19 protein-coding genes and 1 pseudogene are annotated in these 24198 nt (G+C 74.6%); 10 read left to right on the forward strand and 10 right to left on the reverse strand.

Annotation, left to right across the window (positions count from 1 at the left end):
- The 6 genes and pseudogenes from ACTWP5_RS18190 to ACTWP5_RS18215 form a co-directional block, all read left to right on the forward strand.
- Nucleotides 1–1537, forward strand: a pseudogene (locus ACTWP5_RS18190) (protein kinase); the annotation flags it as partial.
- 109 nt (nucleotides 1538–1646) lie between these two features.
- Entirely contained in the window at nucleotides 1647–3401 is a 1755-nt protein-coding gene (locus ACTWP5_RS18195) for a serine/threonine-protein kinase (RefSeq protein WP_443222042.1), read from the forward strand.
- 176 nt (nucleotides 3402–3577) lie between these two features.
- Nucleotides 3578–5161, forward strand: coding sequence for a succinic semialdehyde dehydrogenase (locus tag ACTWP5_RS18200; RefSeq protein ID WP_443222043.1), 1584 nt, complete (start codon nucleotides 3578–3580; stop codon nucleotides 5159–5161).
- Nucleotides 5162–5164: 3 nt separating this feature from the next.
- Nucleotides 5165–6985 (forward strand): GMC oxidoreductase, encoded by a 1821-nt coding sequence (locus ACTWP5_RS18205; protein WP_443222044.1) that lies wholly within the window; start codon nucleotides 5165–5167, stop codon nucleotides 6983–6985.
- Between the two features lie 819 nt (nucleotides 6986–7804).
- Nucleotides 7805–9400 (forward strand): glutamine-hydrolyzing GMP synthase, encoded by a 1596-nt coding sequence (gene guaA / locus ACTWP5_RS18210; protein ID WP_443222045.1) that lies wholly within the window; start codon nucleotides 7805–7807, stop codon nucleotides 9398–9400.
- 88 nt (nucleotides 9401–9488) lie between these two features.
- Nucleotides 9489–10412, forward strand: a complete 924-nt coding sequence (locus ACTWP5_RS18215) for a class I SAM-dependent methyltransferase (protein WP_443222046.1) — start codon at nucleotides 9489–9491, stop codon at nucleotides 10410–10412.
- 26 nt (nucleotides 10413–10438) lie between these two features.
- On the opposite strand, the gene ACTWP5_RS18220 is transcribed toward ACTWP5_RS18215, so the two are convergent.
- Entirely contained in the window at nucleotides 10439–11161 is a 723-nt protein-coding gene (locus tag ACTWP5_RS18220; RefSeq protein WP_443222047.1) for a LuxR C-terminal-related transcriptional regulator, read from the reverse strand.
- Nucleotides 11162–11249: 88 nt separating this feature from the next.
- Nucleotides 11250–12614, reverse strand: coding sequence for a PspC domain-containing protein (locus ACTWP5_RS18225; protein ID WP_443222048.1), 1365 nt, complete (start codon nucleotides 12612–12614; stop codon nucleotides 11250–11252).
- 123 nt (nucleotides 12615–12737) lie between these two features.
- Between ACTWP5_RS18225 and ACTWP5_RS18230 the strand changes: the two genes are divergently transcribed.
- On the forward strand, nucleotides 12738–14276 hold the full coding sequence (locus ACTWP5_RS18230) for a PspC domain-containing protein (protein WP_443222049.1): 1539 nt from the start codon (nucleotides 12738–12740) through the stop codon (nucleotides 14274–14276).
- Nucleotides 14277–14278: 2 nt separating this feature from the next.
- Complete coding sequence (locus ACTWP5_RS18235) at nucleotides 14279–14572, forward strand: hypothetical protein (RefSeq protein WP_443222050.1); 294 nt, start codon at nucleotides 14279–14281, stop codon at nucleotides 14570–14572.
- A 395-nt stretch (nucleotides 14573–14967) separates the two neighbouring features.
- On the opposite strand, the gene ACTWP5_RS18240 is transcribed toward ACTWP5_RS18235, so the two are convergent.
- From ACTWP5_RS18240 to ACTWP5_RS18255, 4 genes are all read right to left on the reverse strand, one after another.
- Nucleotides 14968–15156 carry a hypothetical protein gene (locus ACTWP5_RS18240; RefSeq protein WP_443222051.1) on the reverse strand — a complete coding sequence of 63 codons (189 nt, stop codon included), beginning with the start codon at nucleotides 15154–15156 and terminating at the stop codon, nucleotides 14968–14970.
- A gap of 113 nt (nucleotides 15157–15269) precedes the next feature.
- Nucleotides 15270–15587, reverse strand: coding sequence for a hypothetical protein (locus ACTWP5_RS18245; protein ID WP_443222052.1), 318 nt, complete (start codon nucleotides 15585–15587; stop codon nucleotides 15270–15272).
- Nucleotides 15588–15601: 14 nt separating this feature from the next.
- On the reverse strand, nucleotides 15602–16069 hold the full coding sequence (locus ACTWP5_RS18250; protein ID WP_443222053.1) for a hypothetical protein: 468 nt from the start codon (nucleotides 16067–16069) through the stop codon (nucleotides 15602–15604).
- Nucleotides 16070–16404: 335 nt separating this feature from the next.
- On the reverse strand, nucleotides 16405–17634 hold the full coding sequence (locus ACTWP5_RS18255; protein WP_443222054.1) for a helix-turn-helix domain-containing protein: 1230 nt from the start codon (nucleotides 17632–17634) through the stop codon (nucleotides 16405–16407).
- Between the two features lie 194 nt (nucleotides 17635–17828).
- On the opposite strand from ACTWP5_RS18255, the gene ACTWP5_RS18260 reads away from it, so the two are divergent.
- The gene (locus ACTWP5_RS18260; RefSeq protein WP_443222055.1) at nucleotides 17829–18359 is read left to right on the forward strand and encodes a flavoprotein; all 531 of its coding nucleotides are present in this window, start codon (nucleotides 17829–17831) and stop codon (nucleotides 18357–18359) included.
- A gap of 25 nt (nucleotides 18360–18384) precedes the next feature.
- Here ACTWP5_RS18260 and ACTWP5_RS18265 read toward each other — a convergent pair whose 3' ends face one another.
- The 4 genes from ACTWP5_RS18265 to ACTWP5_RS18280 form a co-directional block, all read right to left on the reverse strand.
- On the reverse strand, nucleotides 18385–18939 hold the full coding sequence (locus ACTWP5_RS18265) for a DoxX family protein (protein ID WP_443222056.1): 555 nt from the start codon (nucleotides 18937–18939) through the stop codon (nucleotides 18385–18387).
- A gap of 69 nt (nucleotides 18940–19008) precedes the next feature.
- Nucleotides 19009–20112 (reverse strand): NlpC/P60 family protein, encoded by a 1104-nt coding sequence (locus tag ACTWP5_RS18270; RefSeq protein WP_443222057.1) that lies wholly within the window; start codon nucleotides 20110–20112, stop codon nucleotides 19009–19011.
- Nucleotides 20113–20309: 197 nt separating this feature from the next.
- Nucleotides 20310–21149 (reverse strand): DsbA family protein, encoded by an 840-nt coding sequence (locus ACTWP5_RS18275; RefSeq protein ID WP_443222058.1) that lies wholly within the window; start codon nucleotides 21147–21149, stop codon nucleotides 20310–20312.
- Between the two features lie 151 nt (nucleotides 21150–21300).
- Entirely contained in the window at nucleotides 21301–23571 is a 2271-nt protein-coding gene (locus ACTWP5_RS18280) for a glycoside hydrolase family 9 protein (RefSeq protein WP_443222059.1), read from the reverse strand.
- 133 nt (nucleotides 23572–23704) lie between these two features.
- Between ACTWP5_RS18280 and ACTWP5_RS18285 the strand changes: the two genes are divergently transcribed.
- Nucleotides 23705–24055, forward strand: a complete 351-nt coding sequence (locus tag ACTWP5_RS18285; protein ID WP_443222060.1) for a hypothetical protein — start codon at nucleotides 23705–23707, stop codon at nucleotides 24053–24055.
- Nucleotides 24056–24198: the final 143 nt, after the last annotated feature.

Genomic DNA, 24198 nt, shown 5'->3' on the forward strand with positions numbered 1-24198 from the left:
CCGCGGTGGCCAGGGCGGCCAGGGCGGTGACGGCACCGCCGCCGGCGGCACGGGCCCCGTGCCCCTGCCCGGCCAGCACCAGCCGCACCAGCCGAACCACCCGGTGCGCCCCGGCTGGGAGACGGAGCCCCGCACCCCCCGCCCGCCCCAGTGGCCGGCGAACACGCCGCCGGCCGCCCCCGCGCCGCAGGCCGCCTCCGCCCCGCTGCCCGCCGTCCCGGCCGCCTCCGCCGCTCCCACCCCGCACGGGGCCCCGCCCACGCGCGTGGAGCGGTACCGCGGCCCCGACACCGCGCTCGCCGCCGAGCGTGCCCGCCAGGCCCGCATGACCACCGTCGGCGCGGTCACCGAGCGCTGGGCGCCCGAGCAGGCGGGCCCGGTCTACGAGCACTGGCGGCTGGCCCCGCCCGTCGGCCCGGCCGCCGACTTCTGGGCGCTGGGCGTGCTGCTCTTCCGCGCCGTCCAGGGATACCCGCCCTACCCCGAGGACAGCGCCGCCGAGCTGACCCAGGCGGTCTGCGCCGAGCAGCCGGCGTTCGCCGAGGACTGCGGCGCGCTGCGCCCGGTCGTCGAGTCCCTGCTGCGGCAGGACCCCACCGAGCGGCCGAGCGCCGAGGAGCTGCGCGGCTGGCTGCGTTCGCTGCTGCGCAGCGCCCCCGAGCCCGAGGTGGGTCAGCACACGGTCACCGCCCCGCCGCCCGCGCTGGAGCCGGGGCGTCCCGCGGACCCGAGGCGGCTGCCGATAGTGCGCCGACGGGGTCCGCTGGTGGGTCCGCTCCGCCGCCGTCACCGCACCCGCGCGGCGCGCGGGCCGCGCCACCTGGGGCGGATGCTGCTGGCCGCGGTGCTGGCCGGGCTGGTCGCCTCCATCGCCTCGGTGGTGGCGTTCATGTCGGACGGCGACCGCCGGGACGGCGCCGCCGTGCCGCCCGCCGACACCGGCGGTCCCATCGAGGACCCCGAGGTCACGCCCTCGCCCTCGACCGGTGGCGAGGACGACGAGCCGGCGCCCGAGCCCACGGAGGACGGCGCGGGCGGCGGGGGCGGCGGGGGAGACGGCGACGGGGACGGCGCCTCGCCGTCGATGCCCGGCGGCTTCGAGTCCGTCCAGGACCCGGCGGGCTTCAGCCTCGCCGTGCCCGAGGGCTTCCGCCGCCAGGGCGAGAACGCCGCGGGCCAGGTGATCTACGCCGACGGGCCGCTGGAGATCGTCGTCGTGTCCGGCCGCGACAGCACCGCCGAGTTCGGCGACGACCTGATGGACTACCAGCTGGACCTCGAACCAGAGTTGGAGGCGTACCGCGCCGACTCCTACGCCAGCTCCCGCGACGTCTACGACATCGGCGTCGGCGACTCGGCCATGGTCACGGGCGTCTTCGCCTGGCGCGAGGGCGACGAGCAGCGGGTGGCGTTCAACCAGGTCGTGATACTGGACGGGCACTACCACGTGGTGATGGTCCGCGGCCCGGCCAGCCAGGAGGCCGAGCTGGAGGAGATCAACGAGACGACCTCCACGAGCTACGCCGTCACCGACTGACCGCCGGCGCCCCGGCCCGAGGTCGGGTCGCGGGGGCGTTGTCACGACTGTGTACCTGTCCCCGACCCGGGGAACCTGTCGCTCCGACCCGCCCGGTATAGATGGTGGCATGCACACCTCTGGGGGAGACGAGAGCGAGACCACCAGCTACGGTCTGCGGCCACCGGACCCGGCGGCCGTCTCGGCGGCGCCGCCGCGGCCCGAGGCGCGGACCGCCCAGCTGGCGACGCCCCCGGCCCCGCCCACCCCACCCACCCCGCAACGTGGGTCCGCCGCGCCCGCGCCGGGCGCCGAGCCCACCGGGTCGCGGGACGGCGGGCGGCTGTTGGGCGGCCGGTACCGGCTGGTGGAGCGGCTGGGACACGGCGGCATGGGCACCGTCTGGCGGGCCCGGGACGAGGTCGTGGACCGGGACGTGGCGGTGAAGGAGCCGCGCCTGCCGCGTTCGGTGGGAGAGGAACACCGGGCGAACCTCCACGCCCGGATGCGGCGGGAGGCCCGTGCGGCGGCCCGCGTGACCCACCCCTCCGTGGTGGCCGTGCACGACGTGGTGGTGGAGGACGACCAGCCGTGGCTGGTGATGGAGCTGGTGCGCGGCGAGTCGCTCGCCGACGTGCTGGAGACCGGAACGTTGGAGCCGCGTGAGGCGGCGCGCGTGGGCCTCGCGGTGCTGGAGGCGCTGGTCGCGGCGCACGAGGCGGGGGTGCTGCACCGCGACGTGAAGCCGGCGAACGTGCTGCTGGGGCGGGGCGGCCGGGTGGTGCTCACCGACTTCGGGATCGCCCACGTCGAGGGGGACCAGCAGCTCACCTCCACCGGCGTCTTCGTCGGCTCGCCCGAGTACGCGGCGCCCGAGCGGATCGCCGGCCACCGTCCCGGCCCCGAGTCCGACCTGTGGTCGCTGGGCGTGATGCTCTACGCGGCGGTGGAGGGCGTCTCGCCCTTCCGCCGCAGCAACCAGGCCGCCACCGTGCAGGCGGTGACGAGCGCGGAGCCGCAGGCGCCCGTCCGCGCGGGGGAGCCGCTGGCCGGCCTGGTGCTGCGGCTGCTCGCGAAGCAGCCCGCCGCCCGTCCCGGGGCGGAGGAGATCCGCCGCGTGCTGTCGGCCGTCGCCGCGCCGCCGCCCGACGCGACGCTGGGGGCGACCCGGCTCGCCCCCGGAGTGCCGGGCGCCCCGCCGCTCCCGGGCGCGGTTGCGGGAACGGCTCCGGGCGCGGTTCCGGGTGCCGGCGAGGGCGGGCGGCGGGGCCGCGGCCGGGCGCTGCTCGCGGGTTTCGCGGCCGGCGCCGTGCTGGCGACGGGCGTGCTGCTCGCCCCGTTCAGCCCCACCAGTCCGTTCGGTGGGGAGGAGGAGAGCACCGCGTTCACCGAGGAGTGGCGCACCCACCAGGAGGACGAGCTGCGGTTCACGCTCGAGGTGCCGCGCTCCTTCGAGCGCTCCACCGACCCCGAGGACCCCTCGCGGGTGAACTACACCTCGCGCGACGGCATCTTCCAGGTCAGCGTCTGGTCCTGGGACGACGAGGAGGGCCGCAGCCCCCTCAACATCGCCAACGACGTGCTGGAGGAGTACCACGACAGCTTCTCCTACGACGACGTCGACGGCGACTTCGGGGAGACGGTCTTCCAGGAGCGCGAGGGCGCCGAGCTGTGGCTTGAGGCCCGCGACGCCTACGCCTCGGAGGGGGAGGACCACCTGCGGCGCGCGCTCGCCCTCTTCCACGCCGAGGAGGGCACCGACCACCGGTGGCGGGTCCAGGTCGGCATGCCGGGGGAGTCGGGCCACTCCCGCGCCTACGGCGAGCAGCTGTACGCCGACGTCGTCGAGAGCCTCGTGATCGACGACGGGGAGGCCGCCGGCTGAACGGGGCTTGGGGCGGGACTCGTTCAGGACCGAGGCGAGGGCCCGGACGGGGGCGTCGGACGGGAGGGCCGGGCCGACGGCGGGGTGAGCCGGTCTTGACAACCGAAAGCGGAGATGCCGTAAAAGCGGTTACCGCTAGGTAGTCAGCGGCAGCGCGGCACCGTACCCTCCCGCCTATGAGGACAGCGGAGTCACAGACAGACCTCCAGGACCGCGTCGAGCGGCTTGTCACCGACACGTTCGTGAAGCGACTGGCCGACGGCGTCGTCGGCAGGGGAACCACCAGCTGCCACAGCCCGCTGACGGGCGGCGGTCACCTCGCCGAGCTGCCCGAGGCCGACGACGCCGACGTGGCGGCGGCCTTCGACCGCGCGCGGGCCGCGCAACGCGCCTGGGCCGCGGTCCCCGTCCGTCGCCGCGCCGCCGTCCTCCTCCGCTTCCACGACCTCCTCCTGCGCCGGCAGGACGAGGCGCTGGACCTGATCCAGATCGAGACGGGCAAGGCCAGGCTGTCCGCCCACGAGGAGGTCATGGCCGTCGCCGTCTCGGCCCGCCACTACGGCCGCAGGGCCCCCGACTACCTCCGCCCGCGCCGCCGCCTCGGCGCCATACCCGTCCTCACCCAGACCAGCGAGCTGCGCCAGCCGCGCGGCGTCGTCGGCCACATCTCGCCGTGGAACTACCCGCTGGAGCTGTCCGTCGGCGACGCCCTGCCCGCCTTCGCCGCCGGCAACGCCGTCGTCATGAAGCCCGACACCGAGGCGGCGCTCACCGCGCTGTGGGCCCGCCGGCTCCTGATCGAGGCGGGGCTGCCCGAGGAGCTGTGGCAGGTCGTCCTCGGCGAGGGGCCCGTCGTCGGCCCGATGGTGGTCGGCCGCGCGGACTACGTCGTCTTCACCGGGTCGACCCGCACCGGCCGCACCGTCGCCCAGAGCGCCGCGGCCCGCCTCGTGGGCGCCACGCTGGAACTCGGCGGCAAGAACCCGATGCTGGTCCTCGACGACGCCGACCTCGACAAGGCGGCGGCCGGCGCCGTCCGCGGCTGCTTCGCCAACACCGGCCAGATCTGCGTCGGCATCGAACGGATCCTCGTCCACGCCTCCGTCGCCGACGCGTTCACCACGCGCTTCGTCGAGGCGACGAAGGCGATGCGGCTGGGTGCCTCCCTCGACTACGGCACCGACATGGGCCCGCTCGTCTCGGCCACCCAGCTCGACCGCGTCGTCCGCCACGTCGAGGACGCCGTCTCCCACGGTGCCACGGTGCTGACCGGCGGCAAGGCCCGCCCCGACCTCAGCGCCTTCTTCTACGAGCCGACCGTCCTCACCGACGTGAAGCCACCCATGCTCGTCTGCGAGGAGGAGACCTTCGGCCCCGTCGTCTCCATCACCCCCGTCGCCGACGACGCCGAGGCCGTCGCGCGCGCCAACGACACCGCCTACGGCCTCAACGCCGCCGTCTTCTCGCGCGACGGCCGCCGCGCCCGCCGCGTCGCGGCCCGGCTGCGCACCGGGAGCGTCAACATCAACGAGGGCTACGCCGCCGCCTACGGCAGCGTCCAGTCCCCGCTGGGCGGCATGGGGGACTCCGGCGTCGGCCGCCGCCACGGCGCCGAGGGCATCTGGAAGTACACCGAGTCGCAGACCATCTCCCACCAGCGGGTGCTGCCGCTGGCGCCCTCTCTCGGCATGGACGACCGGCGCTACGCCGCGCTCCTGACGTTCGGGATGAAGGCCCTGAAGTCCCTCAGGGTGCGGTAGACGATGGCCCGCGACGACACGACCGCCAGGACTGACAGGGCCGCCAGGACCGACAGGGGCGCCCGGGACGACTGCGACTACGACGTCGTGGTCGTCGGCTCCGGCTTCGGCGGCTCCGTGGCCGCCCTCCGGCTGAGCGAGAAGGGGTACCGCGTCGCCGTGCTGGAGGCCGGCCGACGCTTCGCCCGCTCCGACCTCCCGAAGACCTCCTGGCGGCTGCGCGACTACCTGTGGGCGCCGCGCCTGCGCCTGTACGGCATCCAGCGCGTCCACCTGCTCGGCAAGGTCATGGTGCTGGCCGGCGCGGGCGTCGGCGGCGGCTCCCTCAACTACGCGAACACCCTCTACGTGCCGCCGAAGGCGTTCTTCGAGGACCGCCAGTGGGCCGACATCACCGACTGGCAGGACGAGCTCTCCCCGTACTACGAGCAGGCCCGCCGCATGCTCGGCGTCCGTCTCAACCCCACCGTCACCCCCTCCGACGAGCACCTGAGGGACGCCGCCGAGCGGATGGGCGTGGGCGACACCTTCCACCTCACCCCCGTCGGCGTCTTCTTCGGCGACGGGAAGGACGCCGACGGCACGGCGGGCACGGCCAAGCCGGGCGAGGAGGTGCCCGACCCGTTCTTCGGCGGCGCGGGACCGAGCCGCCGGGCCTGCCTGGAGTGCGGCGCCTGCATGACCGGCTGCCGCTTCGGCGCGAAGAACACCCTCAACGAGAACTACCTCCACCTCGCCGAGCGCGCCGGGGCCGAGGTCCACCCCCTGACCACCGTCACCGAGGTGCGCGAGGTGGGACGGGCGGGGGAGGGAGGGGAGGAGCGGATCCACGAGGTCACCGTCGTCCCCACCAACGCCTCACCCCGCCGGCGCCGCCGCCGCGCCCGCACGCTGCGCGCGCGGCACGTCATCATCGCCGCCGGCACCTACGGCACCCAGGCGCTGCTGCACCGCATGCGCGACACCGGCACCCTGCCGGGCCTGTCCGACCGCCTCGGCGCCCTGGCCCGCACCAACTCCGAGGCGCTGCTCGGCGCCCGCACCAACCCCCGCCGCTACGGCGCGACGCCCGACTTCACGCGCGGGGTGGCCATCACCTCCTCCATCCACCCCAACGAGCACACCCACGTCGAGCCCGTCCGCTACGGCAAGGGCTCCAACGCCATGGGGTTCCTGGCGATCAAGCAGTTCCGGCAGGGCGGCCGGATGCCCCCGCTGCTGGCGTACGCCGCCACGACGCTGCGGCACCCGCTGCTGTTCCTCATATCGCTCTCCAACCGCCGGTGGTCGGAGCGGACCATCATCGCCCTGGTGATGCAGACCCACGACAACTCCCTGACCACCTACCGCCGCACCCGCCGCCCCGGCCGTGGCCTGCTCACCGCCCGTCAGGGACACGGCGCCCCGAACCCCGACTTCATCCCCGAGGGCGCCGAGGCGGCCCGGCACCTGGCCGACTCGATCAACGGCTTCGCCGGCACCAACGTCGGCGAGCTGATCGGCACCCCGCTCACCGCGCACTTCCTCGGCGGCTGCGTCATCGGCGCCGACCCCCAGGCGGGCGTGGTCGACCCCTACCACCGGCTCTACGGCCACCCGGGGATCTCGGTCGTCGACGGCTCGACCGTCTCCGCGAACCTCGGCGTGAACCCGGCGCTCACCATCACCGCGCAGGCCGAGCGCGCCATGGCGCTGTGGCCCAACCGGGGGGAGCCCGACGCACGCCCGCCGCAGGAGGCGCCGTACGCCTACCGCAGGCTCGACCCCGTCCCGCCCAGGGACCCGGCCGTTCCGCCGGGCGCCTTCGCCGCGCTCCGCTGGTGAGCCGGGGCGGCCGTCGGAGGGTCGTCGCAGGGCCGTTGAGCGGGGAGAGTTGGCGAAGGGGCCGCCCCCCGGGGGAGTGGGAGCGGACCCCTTCACGGTGAAGGACCCGCCACCGTGTGCCCGGGTTGCCTCGCACCTGATCACGAATCAGACACGAAGGCGCCACAAGCTGCCGGGAATTGGTGAGGAAGGCGTGGAGAAGATTCGGGAGGGGGCCCGGGAGAGGCGCGGAAGGGTGGGCCCCGGCCTGCCGTTACGGAGGGGAAACGACAGGCCGAGGCCCGTGTCTCAGCACCGGTGACAGGGCGGCTCCGGTGCTGAGGGGCGGGGCGCCCCGGGGAGAAGCGCCGTCGCCCGTTGGCCGGGCCGACGGGGAGGGGGTGAGGCCCGTGGCCCGCCATCGGTTCCGTCGGCATGGTGGGGGACGTCGCTCCGTGCCCGCAAGACTCGTGCCGCACGCGGCCGGCTCCCGGCGTCCCGGAATCCGGCCGCGCCCGCGTGGCCGGCCCGCTGTCCCCTGCTGCCCGGCCACATCCCGGAACGTGGTCCCGCGACGCGGAGCCCTCGCCGTGCCCCGCCCGCAATGGAGCCGCGTCTCGTCGCCCCGGGGTCATCCCGTTCAACGAACCCCCGCGCGGGCCGGTCACGCGGCGTACGGGTGACGCGTCGGAGGGTGACCGTTGGTGGGTGGGAGCGCGTCGGCGGCGGACGGGGCGGGGCGGCCGGTGGGGCGGCCGACGGCGGCCGGCGGGGCCGGCGACCCACCCGGGCTGAGTAGACTCGACAGCCAGGTACCAGGCACGAAAGGCAGCCAGCTCCGTGGCATCCGAGCCCACCCCGCCCGCCTCCGGCGACGTCCCCGGCACGCCCGACACCGTCCTCGTCGTCGACTTCGGCGCGCAGTACGCCCAGCTCATCGCCCGCCGCGTCCGCGAGGCCCGGGTGTACAGCGAGATCGTGCCCTCCAGCACGCCCGTGGCCGAGATGCTGGCCCGCCGCCCCCGGGCGATCATCCTCTCCGGCGGCCCCTCCTCGGTGTACGCCGAGGACGCCCCCGGCATAGACGCCTCGCTCTTCGAGGCGGGCGTCCCCGTCTTCGGCATGTGCTACGGCTTCCAGCTGATGGCCCAGGCCCTCGGCGGCACGGTGGACAACACCGGCGCCCGCGAGTACGGCCGCACCGAGCTGAGCGTCAGCCGCCCCGGGTCGACCCTCTTCGAGGGCACCCCGGCCCGGCAGCAGGTGTGGATGTCCCACGGCGACGCCTGCTCCGCCGCGCCCGACGGCTTCACCGTCACCGCCGCCACCGACACGGTGCCCGTCGCCGCCTTCGAGGACGACGCCCGCCGGCTGTACGGCGTGCAGCACCACCCGGAGGTCATGCACTCCACGCACGGCCAGCAGCTCCTGGAGCACTTCCTCTACCGCGGCGCGGGCCTGGCCCCGAGCTGGACGGCCGGCAGCATCGTGGAGGAGCAGATCGCCGCGATCCGCGCCCAGGTCGGCGAGGAGGGCCGCGCGATCTGCGCGCTCTCGGGCGGCGTGGACTCCGCCGTGGCCGCCGCCCTGGTCAACCGCGCCATCGGCGAGCGCCTGACCTGCGTGTACGTGGACCACGGGCTGATGCGCGAGGGCGAGACCGAGCAGGTCGAGAAGGACTTCGTGGCCGCCACCGGCGTCTCCCTGAAGGTCGTGGACGCCTCCGAGCGCTTCCTGGAGGCGCTGCGGGGCGTCAGCGAGCCCGAGCAGAAGCGGAAGATCATCGGGCGGGAGTTCATCCGCGTCTTCGAGCAGGCCCAGGCCGAGCTCGTCTCCCAGGGCGACCACGCCTTCCTCGTGCAGGGCACCCTCTACCCGGACATCGTCGAGTCGGGCGGCGGCACGGGCACGGCCACCATCAAGTCCCACCACAACGTCGGCGGCCTGCCGGAGGACCTGGAGTTCGAGCTCGTCGAGCCGCTGCGCCGGCTCTTCAAGGACGAGGTGCGGATGGTCGGGCAGGAGCTCGGCCTGCCCGAGCAGATCGTCCACCGCCAGCCGTTCCCCGGCCCCGGCCTCGCGATCCGCATCATCGGCGAGGTCACCCGCGAGCGGCTGGACACGCTCCGCGCGGCCGACGCCATCGTCCGCGAGGAGCTGACGGCCGCCGGGCTGGACCGCGACATCTGGCAGTGCCCCGTCGTGCTGCTGGCGGACGTGCGCAGCGTCGGCGTCCAGGGCGACGGCCGCACCTACGGGCACCCCGTGGTGCTGCGCCCGGTCACCTCGGAGGACGCCATGACGGCGGACTTCGCCCGCATCCCGTACGAGCTGCTGGCGACGATCTCCACCCGGATCACCAACGAGGTCGCCGACGTCAACCGCGTGACGCTCGACGTCACGAGCAAGCCGCCGGGCACCATCGAGTGGGAGTGACGCGGGCGCGCTGACCGCGGGCCGCGGCCCGTTTGCCGAAGTGGCAACGTCGCTTGCAATGCGGCGACCCCGGATGCACGCTGCGGTCATGCGTCCACACCACGACACCACGCCCCCCACCCACGCTCATGCCCACGCCCACGCCCACTCCCACGGCGGCGGCCACGGCGCCGCCGCCGGCGTCGACATCGACTGGAACGAGATGGCCGACGAGATGGAGCGGCAGGCCGGCGTCCACCTCGGCGTCGTCCTCGACAGCATCGCCTGGCTGCGCCCCCGCCTGACGGACGTCACGCGCGTCCTCGACGTCGGCAGCGGCACGGGCGTGGCCGCCGCCGCGTTCGCCGAGGCGTTCCCCGAGGCCGAGGTCGTCGCCGTGGACGGCGCGGCCGGGCTGCTGGAGCGCGCCGTCGCCCGCGGCCAGGGCCGCGTCACCACGCACCTCGCGGAGCTGTCGGAGCGCGCCGACCTCGACGCCCTCCCCGACGCCGACCTGGTCTGGGCCAGCCGCGTCGTCCACCACCTCGGCGACCAGCAGGCGGCACTCGACGCGCTCGCCCGCCGCGTCCGCCCCGGCGGGCTGCTCGCGATCAGCGAGGGCGGCCTGCCGCAGCGCGTGCTACCCCGCGACATCGGCGTCGGCCGCCCCGGGCTCCAGGCACGGCTCGACGCGGCCAACGAGGAGTGGTTCGCCGTCATGCGCGAGACGCTGCCCGACGCGACGCCGGTCGTCGAGGACTGGCCGGCGATGCTCACCCGCGCCGGGCTCGTCGAGGCCAGCAGCCGCAGCTTCGTGACGGAGCTGCGGGCGCCGCTCGACGACGCGGCCCGCGCCGTGGTCCACGGCTACCTCGCGCGGGCCCACGAGTCCCTGGGCGACTGGCTCGACGAGGAGGACCGCGGCACGCTCGCGCGCCTGCTCGACCCAAAGGACCCGGCCTCACTCCACCGGCGCACCGACACCTTCTACCTCACCGCCACCACCGTGCACACCGCCCGCGCCCCGCGCTGACGCGGGGCGGCTCAGCCGGGGGCCGCTCAGACCAGGCGGCGGGCCGTGGCCCAGCGGGTCAGCTCGTGACGGTTGGAGAGCTGGAGCTTGCGCAGCACGGCCGAGACGTGGCTCTCCACGGTCTTGACCGAGATGAACAGCTCCTTGCCGACCTCCTTGTACGCGTAGCCCCGCGCGATCAGGCGCAGCACCTCGCGCTCCCGCTGGGTCAGCCGGTCGAGGTCCTCGTCGACGGCGGCGGCCGGCTCGGAGGAGGCGAAGGCGTCGAGCACGAAGCCGGCCAGCCGGGGCGAGAACACGGCGTCGCCGTCGGAGACGCGGAAGATCGCGTCCACCAGGTCCTGACCGGTGATCGTCTTCGTGACGTACCCCCGGGCGCCACCCCGTATCACGCCGATCACGTCCTCGGCGGCGTCGGACACCGACAGCGCCAGGAACCGCACCGGATCGGTGGCGGCCGCCGTCAGCTGCGCGCAGCGGCGCAGCACCTCGACGCCGCCACCGCCCGGCAGGTGCACGTCGAGCAGCACCACGTCGGGCCTCGTCTCCCGGATGACGGAGACCGCCTCGTCGACGTCACCCGCCTCGCCGACCACCTCCACGCCGGTCTCGGCGGTCACGCCGATCTCGGCCCGCACGCCCGCGCGGAACATCCGGTGGTCGTCGACGAGAACGACCCTCGCCCGCCGCCCGGCCGTCTCCGTCCCCGGTGTCCCCGGCGTCCCTGGCTCGCCGCCGCGCTCCGTCATCCGTCCACTCCGTCACTGCCTCGGTCCCTGGCCCGGTCCCCGGCTCGGTCACTGCCGTGGCCAAGGCCCCGGTCACTGGCTCGCTCGGTCACTGCCTCGCTCCGTCACTGGCTCGCTCCATCGTGAGCACCACCTCGGTGCCCTCGCCCGGCGTGGACCTCACGCGCGCCGTGCCGCCGTTGCGGCGCATCCGGCCGATGATCGACTCGCGCACGCCCATCCGGTCGGCCGGCACCGCGTCCGGATCGAAGCCCGGACCCCGGTCCCGCACCGACAGGAAGACGGTACGCCCCTCCACCTCGGCGAAGACCCGCACCGGCGCGCTGTCGCCACCGTACTTGGCGGCGTTCACCATGGCCTCGCGCGCCGCCTGCACCTGCGCGGCCAGCGCCTCGTCCAGCGGGCAGTCCCCGACGCACACCACCTCGATCTGCACCCCGTGGTAGTCCTCCACCTCCGCGGCCGTGGCCCGGACGGCGTCGGCCAGCGTGGCCGGCGCGGGCCGCTCGCCCGCGCCGCCCGCCGCGCCGCCCGCCCCGGCCGCGGCGGAGGCCGCCGACCCCGGGCCGGCGGCGGTGTCGGACTCCGGGTCCGCCGACCGGTACAGCCACTGCCGCAGCTCCCGCTCCTGCGCGCGCGCCAGCCGCGCCACCTCCCGCGCGTTCTCCGCGTTCCGCTGGATCAGCGTCAGGGTGTGCAGCACCGAGTCGTGCACGTGGGCCGCGACCTCGGCGCGCTCCTGCGCGCGGATGCGCATCGTCCGCTCCGCCGACAGGTCCTGCACCATCCGCACCACGTACGGGCCCGCCAGCAGCGCGATGCCGACGACCACCGCCACCGACGCCTGGAGCACGTGCCCCAGGCTCTGCGTCGCGGCCGGACCCGAGGCGCCGCGGATCACGACGAAGCCGGCCACGCCACCGCAGACCAGCACCGCGCCGGCCGCGCTGCGCGCCAACGGCAGCCAGCGGCCCCGACGCGTGGCGGCGGCCCAGTGCGAGCGGCGCGAGTCGTCGGCCTGCCGCCACACCACGGCGGCGCCGACGCCGACGATCACCAGCGGCCACAGCGCCGCGCCCGAGATGGGGATCTGGAGGTTGCTCGCGCCCACGGCGAGCGCGCCGACCGCCATGCAGAACGCCAGCAGGTTCCCCTTGCCCGCGCGGTGCAGCACCTGCCGCAGCCCGCCGGGCTGCCGCTCGGGCGCGGGCGCCTCGCCCAGCGGCACCACGAACCAGAAGATGCCGTAGAGCAGGATGCCCAGGCCGTTGGCCGTCAGCAGGAAGAGGAAGACCAGCCGCACCCAGGCCACCGGCAGGCCGAGGTGGCCGGCGAGACCGCGCGCCACGCCGCCCAGCCAGCGGCCCTCGACCGAGCGGTAGAGCTTGCGGAGGGGAGGCAGGGGCTGCGCCGTGGGCGCGTCGGTGGTGGTCGTCGTCCCGATCCCGGACATGCACTGATCGTCACATGGACCGGCCGCCGTGAACATCAGGGGTGACCCCCGAGACCGGGGTGGGGGCAGCACCAGGGGATCCCCCGATGCCGCGACGGCGGGCCAGGCGTCACCATGGTGGCCATGGCCGAGGAGCGAGCGACGGGATCCGAGCGATCCGAGGGATCCGCGCGACCCACGACGACGTCGCGCCCGAGTGCGCGCTCGACGCCGCGGCCGACGCCGCCCACGCCGTCGCCGATCCCGCTGGCCCGCAGCCGCGAGCACAAGGTGGTCGGCGGCGTCTGCGGCGGCCTCGGCCGCTACACCCACCTCGACCCCGTCATCTTCCGGGTGTCACTGGCCGTGCTGTCGGTCATCGGCGGGCTCGGCTTCGTCGCGTACGGCGTGGCGTGGCTGGTGATCCCGTTCGAGGACGAGGACGAGAACGAGGGCCGGCGGATGCTGTCGGGCCGCGTGGAAGGCCCTGGGCTGACGGCGCTGCTCTTCGTCGTCGCCGGCTGCGGGCTGATGGTCGCCGCGTTCGACAGCGGCGGCGCCACCTGGTTCACGACGATGGTGGTGGCCGCGGTGGCCGGCGCCGCGGCCTGGTCGCGCCGCCGCCACCTCGGGCAGGGCGGTGCCGGCGGCGCGGCGGGCGAGGACGACGGCCTCCCGACGGACGCGGCCGTGGACCGCGTGACCGCGCCGCCCGAGGCGCACGCGCCGCCCGAGCCGCCCGGCCCGTCGTGGTGGCGCCGCCCCGCGGAGGGCGCCGCCGCCACGGCGGCGGAGCGGGCCAGCGAGTACCTGTGGGGCCCGGCCGCCGCGCGGCCGGCCATGGCCCGTGCCCGCGCCGAGGCCGCCGCCCGCGCGGGGACCGTGGACGGCGGCACGGCGACGGCACCGGCGACGGCGAGCGCGCCGTGGCGCCCGGCACCGTCGCGCGCCGCCGGCGGCCTGGCGGCGACCGCGGCGGGCGCCCCGGGCGTCGCCCCGGAGGGCGTGCCGGCCGAGGCCGCCCCGGCGCGCGGCGTGTGGTTCGGCGGCGTCGTGGTCCTGCTGGCGCTCCTGGCCTTCGCCTGCGGCACGGGCGGGGTGTGGCTGTGGGGCGGCGACGAGCTCGGCGAGGCGCTGGTCGTCGGCCTCGCGGCGGCGATGGTGATCTTCGGGCTCGGGCTGGCCGTCAGCTCCTTCGTCGGCCGCCTCGGCGTCGGCACCCTCGTCGCCGTCGTCGTCACCGGCGCGCTGCTGACCGGCGCCGCCGCGCTGCCGGAGAACATCACCACCAACTGGTCCGAGCGCGTGTGGCGGCCGGTCGCCGCCGACGAGCTGCGGCCCCGCTACGAGGTCGGCAGCGGCGACGCGGAGCTCGACCTCAGCGCCCTGACGCTGGCCCCGGGCGAGTACGCGGCCACCCGGGTCGAGGCGGGCGCGGGACAGCTCGTGGTCACGGTGCCGCGCGGCGCCCGGCTGGTCATTCACGTCGAGATCGGCGTCGGCGCGTTCACCTACGACGAGGACGGCCGCTCCACCGGCCGCGGCCCCGTCGACAGCTGGGGCGGCGCCGGCTGGCGGTGGACGGAGCGGTACGGGCCTCCCGACGGCGTGACCGAGGGGGGCACCGTGGAACTCTGGTTGGAGATGGGCCTCGGTTACGTGGCCGTGGAACGGGAGGTGTGACCGTGTCCGTGAAGGCGCCGCTGCAACGCCACCGCTTCGAGCCCGCCCGGCTGCTGCTGGGCCTGGCGCTGCTCGGCATCGCCACGCTGTACCTGCTGCGGACCTTCGGCGAACGCGGCGGCCCGCCGCTGTGGGTGTTGGGTCTGCTCCTGCCGTGCGCGCTGCTGGTCTCCGGCATCGTCGCCGCGGTCACCGTCACGGTGCGCCGTGCCCGCGCCCGCCGCCACGAGGACTTCGAACGCCGGCTGCGCGCCGCCACCAGCGACGAGCGACGGTCGGTGACGTCCCCGCGCTAGGGGGCGTCCGCGCTTCACCGGCCGGTGCGGGTGTGTGGGTGCCCGCCCCGACAGGTTGGCGCCCCGGGGCGGGCGTCCTGCCCGGGGCCCGACCGACCAGCGGGGCGGGGGCAGGAGTTGGGTGTGCTGCCGCCCGCCCGGCCGTGACGGGGGATGGGCGGGGCGGGCGGCGTCCCCGCGCGGCTTGGCCGGGCGGGGGGTTTGTGGTGCCCACCCCGGGGGTTGTGGGTGTGAATCAGCTGTCCCGGGGTGGGCGGGGTGTCCCTCACCGCGTTGCGGCACCCCAGCGAAGGGGCGGACCGGGGCGGGAGCGGCAGAGCGTCCGCTGCCGCTCGGGGCTGGTCCGGTCGGGGGACTTGCCCGGCCACCCCGCTGCGGGAGCGGCCGGGATCCTTCTACGACGGCGGTCTTCGCCCGGCCTCTTCCTCTCCGGCCGGGCCCGACCGCTGCTGCTGTTCGTCGGCGGGTGCGAGGTCGTCGAGGTTGAAGCGCCACTCCCAGCCGGAACCGTCGAGGCGTCGGACGTGCGCCTCGGTCCACAGCAGCTTCTCGCGGCCGAACAGGTCGTAGTGCAGGTGCTGCATGACCAGTCCCAACCGACCCGTCCGCCCACTGGCCGGATGGACGACCCGCCGCCCGACCCACGGATGCGCCACGTCCCGCAACACCTCCTTACCACCGCCGCCGAGATCCCCGATCACCGAACCGCTCCCGGCTCGATGGGCACCCACTCCAGCCGGAGGGTCACGCGATGGGTGTCGAACTCCCAGGCGCAGGCACCGTCCATGCTGACGCTCAGGTACGCGCCGGAGGCGTCCGCGTCGCGGCCGATCTCATCCGCGATGACGCGCGCGGCCGGTGCCGGGTCGTGCCACGCACGGCGGACGACGGGCCCGTCGTCCATGGACCGGAGGTCGCGGACCAGGACCCACACCCCGCCCTCGCGGGGAGTCAGAGCAGCGAGCATGCTTCCCAGCAACTCGGTCACGGCACCGGAGTCCGGCGCATCCTGCATCGTCGCCACGGTGCTCACCGCCCCGACTCCGGCCGAGCCCGGCCGGCAACGGCGGCGGTGAGGGCGGCGTTCAACAGGCCGGGGTCGGTCAGGCAGTCCCGCCCCGGCTCGGGCTGGACCAGCCACTCCACCCAGCACGTGTGGCTGCTGCCGAGCGACGGCACCAGCAGACGGCACGCGACGCCGTACACCTGCACCGGCAGACCACCACGCCAGCCGTCGGCCGCACCCGGCGCGACGAGCCAGCTGTAGACGCCGTCGCAACGGTCACCGATCACCGGCCCCGACTGCCCCGCCAACGCCTCCAGCACGACGGCGCCGATGTCCTCGGGGACCCTCACCGCATCCCACCAACATCCGCACGGCACACGCCGCGCGCTGACATCGGACGGCGGCAGCCACATGGGCATGTTCGGGATGACGCCCGCAGCCGCCTCTGCCAGCAGAGCCCGGCGCCACTGGTCGTGGTCACTACGGGTCATGCTCCATCACCGCCAGCAGGGACAGCGCCGGCGAGCATTCGTGTCAGGTCCGCGCACAGAGCTTCGGCCTCTTCCTGGCGCAGGACCAGCGAGCCGTCCCCCACGTGCTCGCCATCGCGCAGGACGCGCACCGGGAGGGCGATACGCCCGGCCTCCGTGCGCCGTAACGACCGACCCGGGATGCGCTCCAGACGCAGCCCCATGGCCGGGTTCGCCGTCGTCCCCCGGGAGGCTCGTCGCCCCCATCGCCGCTGAGTCGCTGTCATGTGACCGATGGTGAGGGAAAAAATCAGGCGCACCCCGGAAGAAGTTTCCGGGGTGCGCCTGATTCCGGGTCAGGCAGCCGCCAACACTCCGATGTGCTCGGCGATCTGCCGCAGGTCACGGCGGTACTGCGGGCGTTCGCGCTTCAGCAACGCGACGACAGCTTCACGCACGAGAGTGAAGTACGCGATCTCCTCCGGCGACTCCTCCAAGATCCTGCGCAGCATGTAGATCGTGCCGAAGTCGTCGCCGGTCAGTCGGTGGGAGTGCATGACCTCGACGAGGTAGCGGGTCCTTCGCTCCAGCGGCAGCTCGGGGTTGACCTCCACGTCGTCCGCCAGCCGCAGGGCTTCGTGTGCGTCGCCTTCCTCGGCCGCGAGGTGCACGCCGTGCATCCTCACGTTGCAGGGGCCGAAGCTGGTGTGCCAGTCGTTCCGGTCGCGCCCGAGGCGGTCGGCGACCGTCCCGGCCTCACGGAGAAGATCCCAGGCGGCGGGGGCGTTGGTCGACCTCACGGCAGCGATCACGGCCGCGAGATGGAGGGCGCCGAACGCGGACAGGTGATCGGGGGTGGCGTCGTCTCCCGGGCGGCAGTGGTCGATGGTCGACCGTGCGAGATCCAGGCTCTCGCGGACGTCGCCCGAGCTGGTGAGGATGCCGCACACGTTCCACGCGGACGCGGCGATGAGCGCCGGGTCCTCGGTCTCGTCCGCGATCTGCATCGCGCGGTCGGCGGCGATCAGCGACAGCTTGCGCTCACCGACGCGCCGGAGGAACACCTGGTGCAGGTGGAGCAGCGACACGAGGGACCGCACCGCCGACATCTCGTCCGGACCGGTGGACTTCCGCAGCGTCAGGTACGCCTCGGCGAGCAGTCGCGGCAGACGCTCGCCGACGGGGCCGTATCGCTCGGTCTGCGTCTCGTAGACGCTCCACGCGTCCCGCACGTGCTGATCCAACTCGCCCGCGCTCACCGGCTCCCCCGGCAGCCTCCCGCCGAGCAGGGACGGAGGCGTGCTGAGTGCGAGGCGGATCGCCGGCACGGCGGGGTGTTCCGGGCCGCTGGCCAGGGTCATGGTGAGGGAGGGCCCGGTGAGGTCGGACAGGTCGGAGACTCCGAGGACGCGGCCGATCTCAAGCAGCAGGGACAGCCGGTCCACGGAGATGACACCCCGCTCGACCTTCGATACCCAGTCCTCCGAGCGACCGACGAGGCCACCCAGGGCCGCCTGCGACTTGCCGGCCCGGTTTCTGAAGTACCTGATGCGCTCACCGATGGAGAGTTCGGGATAATCGATCATGTCGATCCTTTGGGTTATGAGCACTCGCTGCCCAGCGTACGGCTGTGCCGTCTCGCGCTCATCGAGACGGCGAGGCTGCCGCCCGAAGGGGTGCACTCGTCCGCAGTCGTGACGATCGTGCAGGATCTCGCGCTGCTCGTGCCATCCCCCGGCGCGGACTTGCGTGCACTCGCCGAGCGCTGTGGACTCCCGGCATGACCCGTGTTCGTGTCCTGTACCTGATCGCCTGCGCTGCCGGTCCCGCCGAGTACGTGGACAGAGGGGTGCGAGTCGCGCAGGACGCGGGGTGGGACACCTGCCTCGTCCTGTCCCCGACCGCCGCGCGCTGGTGGGAGGGCCGTCTGCCGGAGCTGGAGAAGCTGACGGGGCACCCGGTCCGTCACCAGTACACGCTGCCAGGCCAGGGCGGGGGACTGCCGCCGGCCGACGCGATGCTGGTGGCGCCGATGACGACGACCAGCGCGTGCCGATGGGCGGCGGGTGTCACGGACACGCTCTCCCTCGGTCTTCCCGCCGAGGCGGTGCACATGGGTGTCCCGGTGGCGGCCATGCCGTTCTGGAGCACGGCACTGGGTGCGCAGCCCGCCGTGCCGCGCGCCGTGGCGACGCTGCGGGAGCAGGGCGTCCGGGTCCTGCTCGGACCGGACGGCTACGAGCCACACGCGCCGAGGCAGGGCGCCCCGGGGGCCTTCCCCTGGGAAAGAGCCGTGGCCGCGCTGGGCTGAGGGCGACGGGCCCGCCGGGCGGGCCCTAGCCGAACATGCGGCGGTTGGCGCGTGCCTGGTGTGCGGAGAGCGCCGTGTCGAGGGCGAACGGGCCGCTGCCCGCCAGGAGGAGGGTCAGGAAGCCCGCCAGCAGCGGCAGGTCCGCCCCGAAGTAGTACGGGTCCGTGCTCCAGGACACCGTCAGCCAGAACGCGAGCGCCAGCAGCGCCCCCGCGGCGGCGGCCAGGCGCGTCCACAGCCCGAGCAGCAGGCCCGCGCCCACGGCCATCTCGACCACCGCCGTCCCGTGGCCGAACAGGCCCGGGTTCTCCAGTGCCAGGTCCACGAGCCAGCCCGCGGCGGCGCTGTCGCGGGAGAACTCCAGCAGCGTCTCCATCTGGTCGGTGTTCATGCTGTCGCTGAACGGCGCCGAGTCCACGTACTTGTCGATCCCCGCGTAGAGGAACGTGAAGCCGAGGAAGAACCGCAGCGGCAGGAGCGCGAAGTGGGCGGCGGTCTCCCGCAGCCCGCCGCCGGGGCCGCCCGTGCCGGGCAGCGGGCCGCGGGCCGCCGGACCCCCGAGTTGATCCCTGACTGACATGACCGTGCCACCTTTCGTCCGGCGGTCCCAGTCTGCCAGCGCCTCCTCACGGCCGACACCCGACAGGCGTCACGCGGGGCGCGTCGCCGCGGCGACGGGCATCGAGTCCACCGGGGCGAACGCGATCGGCGCGCCCGGCCGCGACGCGTGGATGACCTGCCCGCCGCCCACGTAGATCCCGACGTGGCTCAGCCCCGCGTAGTAGAAGACCAGGTCGCCCGGGGCCAGCTCGGACAGCGCGACCGGGGTGCCGGAGCCCACCTGGGCGTAGCTGGTGCGCGGCAGCGCCACCCCGGCCGCCGCCCAGGCCGCCTGGGTCAGGCCCGAGCAGTCGAAACCGTCGGGCCCGGTGCCGCCCCACACGTACGGCTTGCCCAGCTGCGCGTGGGCGAAGGCGACGGCCGCCGCGGCCCGCCCCACCGCCTCGCCGTCGCCGCCCGAGCCGGGCGCGGAGGGCACGACGCCCTGCGCGGCCCCCGCCGCGTCCGGCGAGCCGCCGAGCAGGATCCGCTCCCGCTCCTCCTCGGTGCGGGTGGCCAACAGCTCCTCCGCCTCGGCGAGCCGCTCGCGCACCTCCTCGCGCTCCTCGCTCGCGACGTCCCGCGCCTCGGCGAGCGCCTCGGCCTCCACGTCGGCCTCGCCCCGCAGCTGCTCGATCGCCCGCAGCTGCTCGTGCACCTCCGCCACGGCCTCGGCCTGGAGGTCGCCGCTCAGGTCGGCCAGCACGGCGGCGTCGAGGAAGTCGTCGGGGTCGGAGGAGAGCGCGAGCTGGAGCGAGGGCGGCAGACCGGCGTGGCTGTCGCGGTACTGGGCGGCGGCGTGGCCGCCGAGGGCGTCGCGGGCCTCGTCCAACAGCTCGGTGTGGCGGGCCGCCTCGTCCTGGAGCAGCTCGATCGCCTCCTGCGCCCGGTCGACCTCCTCGGTGGCCGCGTTGTACCGCTCGGTCGCCTCCTCGGCCTCGCGGTGCAGGGCGTCGACCCGCTCGCGGATCGCGGGAAGGCTCGGCTCCGGCTCGGCGAGCGCCACGCCGTCGACCAACGTGGTCGAGGCGGCGCCCGCGAGGGTGAGCGTCGCGGCGACGGACCGCAGGGCGCGGTGCGGGCGGCGGGAGCCGCGCGGGCGGAACGCGCCTAACGGGTGGGGCCGGCGCTTCGGCTTCCTGTGCTTTGCCATGGCCCAGGACGCTAAGTCGACATGACGGCCGTCAGCGACCACTTGATCGGTAGTGGCGGTGATTGACCGGCGTTGGCCTCCGGCGCGTGCCGGCTGCCCGGCCCCGCGTCCGGCCGCGACCGTTCGCGTCCTCTTCGGCTCGTTCGGCCATGCGGCTCACACGGCGTCGTCGGCGCTGTCTGCGTCGACGAGGGGCGTCAGCGGGCCGCCTCGTACGCCTCGTCGATGGTCTCGCGGAAGATCTCGGGGGACTGGACGCCCTGCACCGGCTCGCCGTTGATCAGGAACGACGGCACCGAGGTGACGCCCAGCTCGTACGCCTCCTCCGCGTCCCGCCCCACGGCCTCGCCCGCCGCCTCGGACTCCATGTCGGTCAGCAGCCGCTCGACGTCCTCCACGCCCGCCCGGTCGGCCAGCTCGCGCAGCCCCTCCTCCTCGAAGCGGCCCGAGTTCATGGAGAACTCCTCCGCCAGCGCGGCGTCGTGGAACTCCCAGAAGCGGCCCTGCTCCCCGGCCGCCCACGCGGCGCGCGCGGCGGCGTCCGACTCGGGCCCGTTGACGGGGTAGTTGCGGAACTCGATCCGCAGGATGCCGGCCTCCACGTACTCCGTCACCAGCTCCTGGTGGGTCCGACGGGCGTGGATGCCGACGAACGCGTCCTGGAAGTCGGCGTACTCGATCATCACGACGGGGGCGTCGGGCTCGCCGAGGGCGAGCGGGTCGCCCGCGTCCCGGCGCGCCAGCTCGGCCACCGGGCCGTCCGTGGGCAGCGTCGTCGGCTCGCCCCCGGCGTCGTCGTCCGCGCCGGTGGCGTCGCTCCCGCCGAGGGCGGCGAGCGTGCCGACCGCCATCGCCCCCACCAGCAGCGCCACCAGCAACGCGACGGCGTACGGCCGCGCGGCGCGCGCCCCGTACGTCGTCCTCGGCGGCTGGGTCCGTCCCGGCCTCCCCGTCTTCCGGGAGGACGACCCGGGTCGCTGGGAGCCGGTCGGGCGCTGCCGCTTCTTCGCGTTCTTCTTCGCGCGGGCTGGGGGCATGCCGCCAGCGTACGGGGAGCGCGCGGACAGCGAGGCGGGGGCGTACGGTGCGGTGGTCCGCGACCGTACGCCCCCGCCGGGGGCCCGGCGCCCGCGGGCGCCGTCAGGCCCTGATCAGGCCCTACGTGGGCAGGTCCTGCTCAGTCCCTGCTCAGGCGTCGCCGCCCTGGTCGTCGGCGTAGGCGGCCAGCCACGCCAGCGGGGCGTTCCAGTTGATCGTGACCTCGTTCGTCGCGTACGACTCGATGTGGTCGATGTAGCACATCGCGCCCACGCACCCGACGAGCTCCTGCTCGGCGATCGGGTCCTGGAGGTCCGCGTTCGGGCCGCCGGCCAGCGAGCCCGCGGGCGGGTTCGGCAGGCCGGGGTCGAGCTGGTTGGCCCAGAAGCGGTGGTGCTGGTTGACCGAGTCCCGCTCGCCGTAGCCGGTGACGTACGACTGGTTGAGCGGGTTGCGGCCCAGGACGTAGTCGAGCGCGCCCAGGGCGGCGTCACGGTAGGCGGCCTCGCCCGTCAGGTCGTGGGCGACACCGAGCACCACGCCGTTGTTGAGCACCTGGGAGTTGGAGCCCCAGATGAAGCCCTCGCCGTAGGGCAGGCCGTACGGCGCCGCCTGGGCGGTGGCCGCGTACCGGTCGGCCGCGTTGAGGACCATCTCGTCGACGTTGGCCTGGCGGACCCGGTTCAGGTCGTTCGGGACCGTGGCCAGACTCAGCGCGCCGAGACCGGCGGTCTCGCCCCAGCTCATGCCGCCGTCGGGGAAGACGGCCTCGGCGTCGCCGTGCAGCTCGGAGTCGAGCAGGGCGCCCTCGTAGGTGCCCTCACCGGTGGTGAGGTACAGCTCGGCCGCGGCCCAGTAGAACTCGTCGCTGACCTTCGCGTCGCTGTAGGCGCCGCCGCCGACGCCGTCGTTCGGGTCGGCGAGCATGTCCGGGTTGGCCTGCGCCGCCTGCCAGGCCCGCTCGGCGGCGGTCAGGCACTGGGCGGCGAAGTCCGCGTCGAAGGGCTCGAAGACCCGGGCGCACTGGGCGCCGGCCGCCGCGAGGTTCAACGTGGCGGCGGTGGACGGCGGGTGCAGCTCACGCGGCTGGCTGTCCTCGTGCGGGATGGTCGGCAGCGCGGTCCAGGCGGCGTCGTGGAGCTTGTGGTGGGCCATGCCCGCCAGCTCCTCGCCCTCGGGCACCTGCATGGACATCAGGAAGTCCAGCTGCCAGCGGGCCTCGTCGAGGATGTCGGGCACCGCGTTGCCCTGCTCGGGGACGGCGAGGGAGCTGTCGCCGAACGCCTCGGGGTCGCGCTCGTAGATCGACATCAGCTGCGCCACGGAGATGCCGCCGTTGACGACGTACTTGCCGTGGTCACCCGCGTCGTACCAGCCGCCGGCGGCGTCGAGGGTGTAGTCGCAGGCGTCCTGCCAGCAGGTCACGCCGTCGTCGCCCTGGTTCGGCTCGACGTTGGCGTGGCCGGCGGGGCGGGCGTACTCCTCGCCCACGAGCGCCGCGTCGATCTCGATGCCGGAACGGTTGTGGTAGTAGTACGCGAGCGCGTCGGTGCCCAGGCCCGCGTAGACGTCGTCGCCGATGGCGAAGGGCAGGCTCGTGTCCTCGCCGACGGTGACGGTGTAGTCCTCACCCGGGGTGGCGACCTCGCTGAAGTCGAAGGTGTGGACGTTCTCCGCCGAGGTGGGGTCGACGCCGGCGGGGGAGGTGGTGCCGGAGGCGACCTCGGTGCCGTCGGCGGCGTTGACCGTGAACGGCAGCGCCTCGGTCGACTCGGTCACGTACGTGCCGACCTTTGCCGCGTCCGTCAGGTACCCGTGCTGGTTGACGCGGACGGGCGAGCCGGTGTCGGGGTCGAACGGCGGCACCTCGGCGCCGCTGGTCAGCGAGACGTCGTCCACGCAGAAGGTGAACGCCTCGTCACGGCCGCCGAGCTGGAAGACCAGCTGGGCGTCGGGCTGGTTCACCGTGGGGGTGAAGATGTGGCTGATCGGCTCGGTGGCGTCGGTCGCCGTGTCGATCGCGGTGAGGTACGAGGTGTACGGGTCGGTCGGCATCTGGATGTTCGCGCGGACCGGCCCTTCCGGGCTGCTCGTGGGGGTGTACCGGAACTCGTAGCTCTCGGCGGCGGTCAGGGGCAGGGCGTCCTGCCCGATGATCACGTCCCAGGGGTTCGCCGTACCGCCCGGGATCTCTGCGCACAGGCGGCCGTCGACGATCTCGGGCGTGATGTTCTGGGTCCACCACCAGGGGGCGGTTTCCCCGCTGGCGAAGTCGCCGTTGGAGATCAGCTCGGGCCCTGGCTGGCCTGAGGCGGTGGTGGCGGAGGGCAGGGCGATGGCGGCTGCCAACAGTCCTGCCGCGGACGCGACGGCACCGCCGCCGAGGAGGCGGCGTCGTCTGCGGTGGGGGTGGGGGGTCACGGCTCTGGGTCCCTTCGCGACGGAGACGGAGTGGACATGACACGTTGAAGTTCTGAACGTGGGAGCGCTCCCAAAGCATCCTGGGGGGCGCGCCACTCAGCGTCAAGACGCGTGCTGGCTAGACTTCCGGCCCATGGAGGTCCTGATCGACGTCGTCCTCGGGCTGCACATCATCGGTATCGCGGCTCTGCTGGGTGGCTTCCTGTCGCAGATGAAGGCACTTCGAGCCGGTGAGGCGCGGGTGTCCCCGGGGATGCTCCACGGCGCGTGGACCATGCTCGTCACGGGTCTCGCCCTCGTCGGCCTCAACCAGGCGGACGATCAGGAGGTGAACAACGTCAAGATCGCCGTGAAGCTCACGGTGCTGCTGGCGATCCTCGCCGTCACGTACGTCAACCGCGACGAGGAGCGCGTGGCCGCCCCGCTGTTCGGCGCGATCGGCGGGCTCACGATCGTGAACATCTTCATCGCCACCGTCTGGTGACGCCGGCCGGCCCGCACCCCGGGCCGGCCCGCGATCTCCCGTCACGTCCCCGCACGCTCACCCGCGACGGCGACGGCGACGGCGACGGCGACGGCGCTCCGTTGGCGACCGCGCTCGTCGGCGACCGCGGCCGCCGGCCGTGA

Source organism: Streptomyces sp. 4N509B (genome assembly GCF_052245655.1).
Lineage (GTDB): Bacteria > Actinomycetota > Actinomycetes > Streptomycetales > Streptomycetaceae > Streptomyces.